Origin of the sequence: Moellerella wisconsensis ATCC 35017 (assembly GCF_001294465.1) — a bacterium.
Lineage (GTDB): Bacteria > Pseudomonadota > Gammaproteobacteria > Enterobacterales > Enterobacteriaceae > Moellerella > Moellerella wisconsensis.
In genome coordinates this window covers 58,425-70,500 of the sequence record NZ_LGAA01000007.1, presented here as the reverse complement: position 1 = coordinate 70,500, position 12,076 = coordinate 58,425, and the positions used below count along the sequence as shown (strand labels likewise).

At 30.7% G+C, this 12,076-nt stretch carries 9 protein-coding genes; 5 read left to right on the top strand and 4 right to left on the bottom strand.

The features are described 5' to 3' along the window. Positions 1-2: 2 nt before the first annotated feature. The 4 genes from gnd to M992_RS03520 form a co-directional block, all read right to left on the bottom strand. Positions 3-1,046 (bottom strand): phosphogluconate dehydrogenase (NAD(+)-dependent, decarboxylating), encoded by a 1,044-nt coding sequence (gnd, locus tag M992_RS03535; protein ID WP_053907345.1) that lies wholly within the window; start codon positions 1,044-1,046, stop codon positions 3-5. A gap of 823 nt (positions 1,047-1,869) precedes the next feature. Then, positions 1,870-2,133: a SemiSWEET family transporter gene (locus tag M992_RS03530; protein WP_134473602.1), complete on the bottom strand. Its 264-nt coding sequence runs from the start codon at positions 2,131-2,133 to the stop codon at positions 1,870-1,872. Positions 2,134-2,570: 437 nt separating this feature from the next. Further along, positions 2,571-3,848 carry a hypothetical protein gene (locus tag M992_RS03525; RefSeq protein ID WP_053907343.1) on the bottom strand — a complete coding sequence of 426 codons (1,278 nt, stop codon included), beginning with the start codon at positions 3,846-3,848 and terminating at the stop codon, positions 2,571-2,573. An 85-nt stretch (positions 3,849-3,933) separates the two neighbouring features. Then, positions 3,934-5,946 carry a hypothetical protein gene (locus M992_RS03520; protein WP_053907342.1) on the bottom strand — a complete coding sequence of 671 codons (2,013 nt, stop codon included), beginning with the start codon at positions 5,944-5,946 and terminating at the stop codon, positions 3,934-3,936. 571 nt (positions 5,947-6,517) lie between these two features. Here M992_RS03520 and M992_RS03515 point away from each other — a divergent pair. From M992_RS03515 to M992_RS03495, 5 genes are all read left to right on the top strand, one after another. Beyond that, a complete protein-coding gene (locus tag M992_RS03515; RefSeq protein WP_053907341.1) occupies positions 6,518-7,042 on the top strand; it encodes a fimbrial protein in 525 nt (174 codons plus the stop codon). A 62-nt stretch (positions 7,043-7,104) separates the two neighbouring features. Then, a complete protein-coding gene (locus M992_RS03510; protein ID WP_053907340.1) occupies positions 7,105-7,791 on the top strand; it encodes a fimbrial biogenesis chaperone in 687 nt (228 codons plus the stop codon). 7 nt (positions 7,792-7,798) lie between these two features. Then, complete coding sequence (locus M992_RS03505; protein ID WP_053907339.1) at positions 7,799-10,345, top strand: fimbria/pilus outer membrane usher protein; 2,547 nt, start codon at positions 7,799-7,801, stop codon at positions 10,343-10,345. Positions 10,346-10,360: 15 nt separating this feature from the next. Further along, positions 10,361-11,452 (top strand): fimbrial protein, encoded by a 1,092-nt coding sequence (locus M992_RS03500; RefSeq protein WP_053907338.1) that lies wholly within the window; start codon positions 10,361-10,363, stop codon positions 11,450-11,452. 14 nt (positions 11,453-11,466) lie between these two features. Further along, entirely contained in the window at positions 11,467-12,027 is a 561-nt protein-coding gene (locus tag M992_RS03495) for a fimbrial protein (protein WP_053907337.1), read from the top strand. Positions 12,028-12,076: the final 49 nt, after the last annotated feature.

The window sequence follows — 12,076 nt, the reverse complement described above, 5'->3', positions numbered from 1 at the left end:
AATTACTCCTGCGATTGCGCAGATTTTTCTTGATGGCCGCCAAACGCATGGCGCATGGCTGATTGAACTCGATCAGCAAATAAATCATTATCACGCGAAGCAAAACGTGAATATAGCGCGGTGGTTAATACTGGAGCGGGAACGCCTAAATCAATCGCAGCCGTGGAAGTCCAACGGCCTTCACCTGAGTCAGAAACACGGCCAGCATAATTTTCTAAATCTGGCGAATGATGCATTTCAGTGGCAATTAAATCTAATAGCCATGATCCAACAACACTACCACGGCGCCATAACTCACTGATCTCATTAACCGGTAATTGATATTGATAATGCTCTGGATGCTCAAGTGGTGCGGTTTCCGCATCTGCATCTACCGCTTGCAAACCTAAATCAGCATGTTTAAGAATACTTAGCCCTTCGGCATAAGCAGCCATCAGCCCGTATTCAATCCCGTTATGCACCATTTTTACAAAATGTCCTGCGCCATTAGGGCCGCAATAAAGATACCCTTGCTCGGCTGGAGAGGCATCCCCGGTATTTCCTTCGGTTCTTGGCGCCGCTTCAACCCCTGGTGCCAGTGCACGAAATACAGGCTCTAAATATTGATAACGATTTTTAGGGCCGCCAATCATCTGACAATATCCACGCTCTTCACCCCAAACGCCGCCACTTACCCCGACATCCATGTAATCAACTCCCTTAGATCTCAATTGATTAGCACGTTGAATATCTAAAGTAAAATGTGAATTTCCACCATCAATTAACGTATCACCTGCACTTAATAGAGGCAATAACTGAGTAATAACCGAATCGACAACGGCTGCAGGTAACATTAGCCAAATATGCCGAGGTGTAGACATCTTATCTACCAGTTCTTGAAGCGAATTATTAAAAATAACACTATCCGGTAATTGCTGACTAATCTCTGTATTATGATCATAGACAACACATTCCACACCGGCATTATTAATGCGTCGAACCATTGCGGCGCCCATACGTCCTAAGCCAATAAAACCTAATTGCTGACATACTGATGATTGATTCATAGATTATTTTCCAAAATCTGATACTGCCCAAAGTTGAGTCGGTAGATTGATCACCATAATGCGCTGGCTGGAAATAACAGAATTTAGAATTATAAAAAACAGCGCCGTATAATGAGAGTCAATCTTTCTAGCTAAGCTCAAAGCTTATTTTTATCTAGAACACTTAATATTTAAAATAATTCTCACCATAAAGTTAATTATTTAATTGCTCATCTTATGATGAAAAATTTAATATCTACACTAAACTTATACCAAGAAATAAAATTACTCAAAGAATAAATTCAGTTAAAACCTTCATACATAGAATCATTATAAATTTATTACATTAATATTAAAAAAAAATAATTAATTTACATTAAATGTAACTAAATCTTAAAAAGACCATCTATTTATGTCTTAACATTGGACGACGTTTTATCTTTAGCTATATTTTTATCTGCCCATAGTCTCTCGTTCATCCCATGAAAATTTTGGAAATTAGGCGATAAGAGTGCGGTCTTAGTAAAAATAGATAAACCAAAAAATCAGCAAAATTTAACCTAAATAGGCGTATTTACAACCTGAGATTATTAAGAATAGTTCTTATTCAATTGAATGATGACTAGAGGAAAGTTAAGATAAAAAGAAGATTAGAGCTATCGCAAAAATATTACTAGAATTATATTCTGTCACTAATCATTATTCAATAATTGTAAAAAATATTTTACTGTTTTGTTGAATCATAAAATCGACAAATAATAACTCACAAAATCAGCAAGATAATATAGAATAAAAAGTAGTCCACTGGCTTTGTTTCACTGATCTTAATTTCAAATGATCAGCATTAAAATGCGGTTAAACAGGCAATAATACCAAAAATTACACCGGGCGCATTTGCAACAGCAACAGGCAAATCTTTTACTTTGAGCCCGTACCACACCCACAATGTACAATTAATCGCTGCAGCTGCTGGCTGTAACGGATTGGTTTTATTTCCATCAAGATTATCCATAATCTGAGGAATATAGGATACATACATACAAAATGCAGTAAATGTTGCTATCCAGCCGATATAACTCACATACTTCGGTGCATTAGTTGATGACACCTTATCCTCCAAGATAATATTTATAATATTACTGGTTATTCAATCGAACACTAAAAATTCAATACATTATTATACAGTACAAAAAATTATCAGTAATGAAAGTATAATATTTTTAATGTAATGTCTATCAGACATAACAAATTTTAGCTTTTAATAATTTTCATTGTTAGCATTAAGATCTAATTAAATAGATTAATTGTTATTTTTCTTTATTTAAAGAATTCTATCTATACTAAATACTAGTTAATAAAAAATTAACAATAAATGTGTGTAAATTAATTATAATAATAAACAATTATTACTTTAGTAAATAATAATTTCATTGTGAGATTAATAACCCACAATGAAATTATTAGTCTGCATGTTTAATATCTATAAATTATAAAAAATATATAATTAATGATAATTAGAATTAAATGATAAATATCAATCTAAGATTAAAAATCAGTTGTATTAAATAAAATAGCACGCGTGTTTTGTACTGGTGAACCATGAAATTTATGCGCCTGCATCACAATGACAAATTGATTATCTGAAATAACAATTTGTGCTTTATCGGTATCACTATCATCATGCTGAATTTCTGATTCTGCACCTTGTGGAATGAATTCATGTGAGAAACGATTAAAATAAATACCGAATCTTTGTGTTTCCCATGCGACGATATATTCATAAGATCCCGTATTAATATTTTCAGAATTAGTTCTTTTAATTCGAGGTCTATAGCTATCATAAGCTTCAATATTTAATTTTTTAGGAATGTTTCTTAATTCTAATGTATTATCTGCTAGCAATGATACGCTTTTAGGCTGACTAAATAATAATATTTCCAATCCATAAATATCATCATCATTATATTTACCATAAACAATCATTAATTTATCTTTAACTGCATCATATTCCATATCAAAATGTTCGACTTCTTTATCTTCAAAATCAAAGGGTAAAATAACTTCATTCAGTTCTAATTTTGAATCTTTAGTTGAAGATTTATATGAATTAAGATAAAACAATCTTACTAATGTTCTAGAGCCTTTCAGTGTAATAAAGAAACGTTCTCGGCTATTAATTCCAGGTAATGCTGGAGTATCATATCCTGTCGTTAATGCAATATCGACTGCATAACCAGTATGCACATTATTATCATGCATATTTAACGACAGATTAAAATATTGGCTCATTAATTCACCCGTCACAGCAACCTGCTGACTCGCATCGGACAAATCTTCATTTAATAATTTCAGCCAAATGGTTTTATTAGTTACAGAAACCCAAATTACTAAGAATTTTTTCGTGGTTATATTATAACAAATACGAGGAGCAACAGAGACAACACTTGTACCACTAATATCAATTTGACCGCCAACTGATGAGAATCCACTTTGTGATACATTATACCGCTGGCCAATAATTCGACGAGTTGAGGTAGTTCCTGATGACCAAACAGCAATAAAGTCATCTGTACCTGAAATTTCAGCTAAATCAATATCAAAGTGATCACCAGGACGAATATCAGGGATAATAATACTAGGAATAATTGCCCCCGAAGGTGATAGAGCTTTTAAATTAGCGGTATATTTTCCACCTACATATTCAGTAAATGAACTAACTAAGAAGCCAGAAGCTAATGTTTTTATTGATGTACAGTTACTTGCTCTATTATTTGTATTTGATAAAATATTAAGTCCAGCAGGAAAATTAGTGTTAATAGCCATAAATAAGTCCTTTATTTAGATTAGGTTGAATGAAATATTATATTTATTCTTACCATTATCAGAATCTTTAACCTCCTATTAGATATTAAGGGATTACTCTATTTTTAATATAAAAAAGAATTGAACGAGTCCCTTGAACAGCCGAACCATTAAATTTACGTGCTTCCATAATAATAACTATTTTATTATCAGTTATTATTGGTTGTGCTTTATCTGTATCATTATCATCATGCTGTATCTCATCCTCTGCACCTTGAGGAATAAATAGATCTGAAAATATATTATAATAAATACCATATAATTGAGATTCCCACGCAACCAAATAACGATATTCATACTCTCCATTTCCTAAATGATATTTCGGTGATCTTGATATTCGAGGACGATAACTATCATATGCTTCAATATTTAATTTTCGAGGCGTCGCTTTTTGTAGATTATGACTAAAAATAGGTATCTCTACACCATAAATATCATCATCAGTATATTTTCCATAAACAAACATTAATTTATTTTTTTTAGCATCATATTCCATATCAAAATGAGCAATTTTGTTATCCTCAAAATCAAAGAATGTATTAAAAGGTTTTATATCTAATAAATTTAATAGACTTGACTCTCTAACAGACTGTAATAGAAACATTTTTATTAATGTATCTGTTGATTTTAAAGCAATGAAAAATTTATCTTTACTATATTCATCCTGATCTCCAGATATAATAACAATATCTAATGCATAACCTGTTTGATTTTTGTCATCATGCATATATAAGGAAGATGAAAAATATTGGTTTATAAATTGTCCGATAAATTCAGAGGGGGCACTAGCATCATTTAATATAGGTGTGAATAATTTTAGCCAGATTTTTTTATTTGTAACAGATACCCAAATTATGGCAATTTTGTTAGTCTCTTTATTAAAAGATATTCGAGGGGCTACTGAAACCGCATCATTTCCTGAAATTAAAATAGGCATTCCAATAGGCTGAATACTATTGAGTACAGGATGAAAACGCTGAGCAAAAATTTTTCTTGCTGCAGTTGTTCCTGAGGACCAGACTGCAACAAAATCATCATTGCCTTCAGGTACCTGTAATGCAACTAAATCGATATCATAATGATCACCTGTATTAGTATCTTGAATTTCAAACACAGTAATAATTGCACCGTTAGGCGTAATCATACTTAAATTAGCATGATGTTTTCCTGAGATATAAACTGAAGAAGAAGAGATAATATAAGCTGATTTATGTGTATGAATGGCACTGCAATTATATTGTCGATTATCTAATTCATTTAATTTATATAGTCCTTCATCTCCATATTCAGGGGATAGACAATTTCCCTCAAGAATTTCTTCACTTTGAAATTCCTTTTCTTCCCATGGATTACATACTAGTGAACCATTAATATCTTTATTATATACAATTATAATAGATAATGTTTTATCGTAACCACAAATATTTTCTATCGATAAATTTACATTGCCTAAATAACGATACCAATATTCTAATGGAATATCCTCACTTGCCTTACCAATATATTTCATATCAATTGAAATTAAATTATTTTCATCTTTACCAATTGATAAAAAAGCCTTCATACACAATGGATTAAAATATTCTAAACAAACAATCGCTATTTCATCCTTAATAACTAATGATATTACATTAACATTCACTATATCGAAATTATTTTTCCCCACATGACAATACGTTGGTATTGCATTAATAAATACATTAAAATAAAGATCATAATTATTTTCACCACTTTCACAAATAAGTGCAGCTATCAATGGATTATTAGGAAAGTCTACACTTTTAATAATTAAGCTATCACCTGATTCAGGAATATCTAAATTAAAGTTTTTAAGTTCAACACCAATATCAAATTCGCCTCCTAAAGTTACAGTCATATTAATAACATTGGTAGGTTCTTCTATAGGTATACCTGAATGAGAAATAATTCCTTTTATTATAACCTCAGCAGATATAACCACATTATTATTTAATTCATCTCGTTGTATATTAAATACTTGTTGACATGAATCAAAATCAAATATTACTTCTGGGAATAGATTTTGTTGATGATTATACATTAAACCTCCTTGTTAAACTTTATTTATTAATTATTTACTCTAGAGCAAAAATAGGAAAAAACCAAATTAAATAATAAATAAAATTTTATTTAATTAACTAAGAATTCAATAATAAATAAAATAATAAAATAGATTTTATTATTTTACGATAGTTAGTATTTTAATTTGAATAGCAATATATAAAATTATTTATAATATAAACTAATACTGTTTAATAATTATCATTTCAAAACAGCCATTTTCAAGCAGTTACCTCTTTCAGCCACCTGCTTTATCTTTAGTCTGAATCATCACAATAATGCAACATTATTTGCAATAAAAATTAATAGTTCTTTCACCCTCCCCAATAAACACTCTAGTTTTTTATATCACCTGGAAATGACAACTTGGTTAAATGCTCTTAATTTGTCTTAAATGGGAGTAAACAACGTTACAATATTTTTCTTTTGCTAATATTTGGTAATAGAATGCCATTCCAATTAATGAATGGATTCAATTTAGTGCTCGTTGATATTTATTATCAAAAGGAAGAAGTACACAATTAATTTTAATTTACTTATAGAGATAATTTATGAAAAAGACTGTTATTGCCGCAACTATTATTACAACAACACTATTTTGTGCAAATGTATTTGCAAAAGATGGCACAATCCGCTTTGTTGGAGATATTGTTGATAGTCCATGCGTTGTGAATCCAGAAAGTCAGGATCAATTAGTAAGATTAGGACAAGTAAAAAGAGCATCATTGCTAAAGGATACAGTATCCACGCCAGTTCCATTCCAAATTATTCTTGAAGAATGTGATATTACGGCGGATGCAGGACTGTCTGTTGAAGTTGGTTTCACAGGAGAAGGGGCAGAAGAAGCGCCTGAATTAATTACTCTCAGCGGCCCTGGTTCAGCGAAAAAAGTCGGTATTCAATTACTAGATGAGACAGGTTCAGCTATTGCCTTAAATACAGAAACTTTTACAAAAGAAAATTTAGTAGCTAATCAAAATATTCTTAACTTCGCTGCTCAATATAAAAAGATCGGTGAAAATGTTGAGATTGGCCATGCTAATGGTACAGCTGATTTTAATCTAACGTATAAATAATATTTAATTTCTTACTGAGTGAAGAACCACTCAGTAAGAAATTTCTATTGGAAACAATAACTATGAAATTAAAATATTTTTATATGCCATTTTTATCCTTATTATTTTTTTTCTCGGCCTATGCAAATAGCCAAGGCGGAATTGCTGTTAGTACAACACGAGTTATCTATAATGCTGATAAAAAAGAAGCTGCAATCTCAATTTCAAATAGAGGCGTAGAAAATTATTATATAATTCAATCATGGATTGAAGATGTTACTGGAAAAAAAGTTGATAATTTTATATTAACACCACCATTATTTAAACTTAATGCTAACAAAGAAAATATGGTAAGAATTATAAATAAAACCGCATTACCTCAAGATAGAGAAACTGTATTTTGGTTAAATATGAAAGCTATACCTCCAATTCCCAAAAACGGTTTACAGAATGGCTTACAAATAGCTATAAAAACAAAATTAAAACTTTTTTATCGTCCTAAGGGGTTATCGGGAACTCCTTTTGAAAGTGCTAAAAAAATCATATGGAAAGAAAGTAATGGATTTTTATCTATAGAAAATAATTCACCTTATAATATAACCATTGATAATCTATTAATAAACAACAATAAAAACTCGTTCTCAACGATGATCCTTGCATTCTCATCAGAAAATACATCAATAAAGATAAAAACAGGTGACAACTTAGCATTTAAAATAGTTAACGATCTTGGAAGTAAAAGTGAACAAATAACTACCTCGATAAAATGAGAAAATTATGTCATCAATAAATAAGAAACTATTACCTCACACATTAAATTTGAATAGAATATCAATTTTTACGTTATTAATTACTCATTCCATATATTCTGATGCAAATATTAACCCTAGTTTTTTAGAAGGTTTAGATGACAATATAATTTCTAGTTTATCTCAATTTGATAATAATGATGAATTGCAACCTGAAGGAGTTTATAATGTAGATCTTTATCTTAATAGAGAGAAAACTGACCAATCAACAGACATTAAATTTAAAAAAATAAATATTAATAATAAAGATGTTTTGTTTCCCTGCTTTACACAAAAACAGCTTAGTGAATTAGGTATTCTACCCAACAAGAAAAATAAAAATAAGCAGTTAGCCGACACTCCACAATGTATATTGTTTCATGACCAATATCCTGGAGCATCTTTCGATTTTTCTATCGAAAAATTACAGCTATTTTTATCTTTTCCACAATCATCACTCAATAACCAAGCACGAGGATTTGTATCTCCCGAGCTTTGGGATGATGGTATCAATGCATTAACACTGAATTATCAATTTTCGGGACAAAAATCCGTTAATTCAAAATATAATAATAATAATCAATTTTTGAATCTACAAACTGGTATAAATGCAGGACCATGGCGATTTAAAAATAATTCCACTTGGAGAAATAATAATAGTAATCAACAATGGAATAATATATCTAACTATGTAGAACGGGGTATATCCTCAATAAAATCAAGAATATTTATTGGTGATACTAACGTTTCTGATGGTATTTTCGATAGTGTTAATTTTCGAGGTATTAAATGGGTTTCTGATGATGAAATGTATCCTGAAAGCCAACGTGGATTCGCTCCCACAATTCGAGGTTTTGCAAAAACGAATGCATTAGTTACTGTAAGACAGAATAATAATATTATTTATGAGAAGACAGTTACACCTGGTGAATTCGTCATAAATGACCTCTACTCATCCTCTGGAAGTGGCGATTTAATTGTAACAATAAAAGAAGAAGATGGAACTGAAACACGTTTTATACAACCTTATGCAACCGTTCCTCTATTACAACGTGAAGGACGTTTAAATTATACGGCAGTAGTCGGAAAATATGAGAATAATAATCAAGAAGAACAACCCTACTTCTCTCAATTTTCATTGTTATACGGTTTATCCGATGGATTAACATTATATGGTGGTAGTCAATTATCTGCTGATTATCAGGCTGTTAGTTTCGGTATTGGTAAAAATTTAAAATCATTTGGTGGAGCTTCTATCGATATAACATCATCAAATGCAAAATTTAATGATGAGAAATCAAAACAAGGACAATCGCTACGCTTCTTATATTCTAAATCATTTTCTGAGGTAGGTACTCATTTTAGCTTAATGGGATATCGTTATAGCACCAGTAATTTCTATACATTTAATGAACATAATTCAATATATCCAAATAATAATCAAACTGATGAAGAAGGATATCTTTTTTCAAATAGATACCATAAAAAAAGCCAATTCCAATTATCTATTTCTCAAAGTTTGAATCAATATGGTTCATTCTATACAAGCTATATTCATCGCAGTTTTTGGAATAATGAATCGACACAAAGAGTACAAGCCGGCTATAACACATCAATTAAAGGTATCTCATATAATATATCTTATGGATATGAAAAAAGTTTATCTAATAAAAAAATCGATAATAATATTAGCTTGACAGCTTCAATTCCATTAGATTTGCTAGATAAAAAAATGTGGATGACAGCTAGCTATAATAACAGTAGTAATAATAGTTATAATGCAAATATTGGCGTAAATGGAACATTATTAGAGGATAATAATCTCTCCTATCGTATTCAGCAATATTATAATAATAATAGTCGCAATCTAGGTGGTAGTACAAACTTAAATTATAAAGGTACTTATAATATATCAAATATTGGATACAGCTATTCTAAAGATAATAACACCTTAAGCTATGGTATCAGGGGTGCCATTATTGCTCATGAGGATGGACTCACTTTATCTCAACCATTTTATACGACTTCTGTACTGGTTTCTGCACCTGGTGCAGCACATGCTCGAGTTAAAAATAATACCGGTGTATCGACTGATTATCGTGGGTATGCTTTATTGCCCTATTCAAGTCCATATAGAAAAAATAGAATTATGATAGATGCTACCACCCTTGGCGATAATATAGATTTAGATGAGACTGCTATAACTGTTATTCCAACCAAGGGGGCGATAGTAAAAGCCAAGTTTGCCACATCAATTGGATATCGATTTTTAATTAAACTAGATAGAAATAACAAATCAAAAATCCCTTTTGGATCGGCGGTATATATTAACAATAATATTATTGTTGAATCTATGGTCGGTGATAACAATGATGTTTATTTAAATGGAATTGATAAATTAGAAAACATTAAAGCTCAATGGGGTGATAATGATTTTTGTATTGCCAAATTCAAAAATTTAACAGCTGACGATCTTAAAGAAACTAGCAAGAATAGTATTGGCGGAATCATTCAATTATCTGGTGAATGTCTTTAACTTTATAGGATTAATATGAAATTTTCTTTAATAACTGTCTTATTTTCAGTATTGATATCATCATATTCATTCGCAGATAATGATCTGCTTGATTATCAATGTACTGAAACCTATATCCCATCAAATTGGGTTTTTGACTTTGCCGCAATCAATAATCCGGAACAAGAAATTGAGCAAGTAAATAATGCGGCTAATGTTATTAATGTACGTTGTAATTGTGTTGAAAATCAAAATTCTAATGGATATCTTAAAACTATATACACAGAAATACATCCAATCAGCCAACCAGCGATAAATTCGCCAGTAAAAGCATCGTCAGGAGAAATTTTATTACAAACAAATAGCCCATTTGTGAATTTTTCAGGATTAGTCACTCTGGGTTATGCTAACGCACCAGGCTCTTCAACCACTTATTTAACTGGTAATTTAATGAGCATGAATATTCCAACATCGGGAACAATGAAAATTTGCCAAGAGTCCCAGCCTGAACAAAATATATTTGTCCCAGCCGCAACAACATCTAAAATGCGAATTAAATTATACTTATTACCAGGAGCAACTGGTGAAATAACGATTAATCAATTTGTTGCAGAAGTTTATTTTGGTGTTGCTGCTCATGCAAGAAATTATAAAGTTTATGATATTAATCTTACTGGTACGATATCATTACCTACCTCATGCGAAATAAAAACGCCTTTAACCATTGATCTGGGGGATGTTCCTGCGAATGCATTTAAAAATATAGGAGAGCAGCCTGAAGACTGGAAATCTGTAAATATACCTGTTGATATAAAATGTGAGAATATAAATGAAAATATTAAAATAAATATGAGATTGACCGCAGAAACAAACCCTAATAAACCTAACTCAATTGCAACTATTAATAATGAAACTAATAAGCCTATTAATAATTTAGGCATAGTTATCACTGACGAAGATAATAATATTTTAGAACCTTCAAATGAAAATAGTAATATTAAAGTTAATTTAAACGAACAAAATGAAACTACTATTAATTTACGTTCATATCCAACAAGAACATCAGGTAACAATTTATCGCCTACCGATTATTCAGGCACAGCTACTTTATTACTAACTATTGACTAATTGGACTATTAATCATGAAAAGAATTCTTTATTTTTTTATTAGCCTATTCTTAATTCAATATGCCACTATTACATATGCTAATTTTAGCGACCAAATTAAATTTACAGGACGAATTACTCCTGGTGAATGTGAAATAGATTTTATTGGTGAAGATGGCACTGTAGAACTCGGTGACTATAAAGCGAGTGAGTTTCCAGAAATTAATAGTACTTCACCTCCTATTGATTTTCAAATACAGCTAATTAACTGTATTGGAATATTTAAAACTTCATTGACTTTTAATGGTGAAGAATATCCTACAGATAATAATATATTTTCTCTTAATAAAGGAGATGACCACACTGAAGGCTTTGGGCTCGTTATTTATAATGGCATTTCAGATAATCAAAATACACACAGCCCAATAATACCCGGTGAGGAAAATATTTATACGACAGATTCACCATCTGTTGAATGGAGTGGTCCCAAATTAACACTGATCTTAAATTTTTTCGCTTATTACATTAGAAAAGAAAATACAATTAAACAAGGAGTAGCAGAAACAGCACTGACAATAGATTTTGAGTTTTCATAATCACAATTTGTTTAGTCTATTGACTATATAGATTATTAAGGAAAACAGT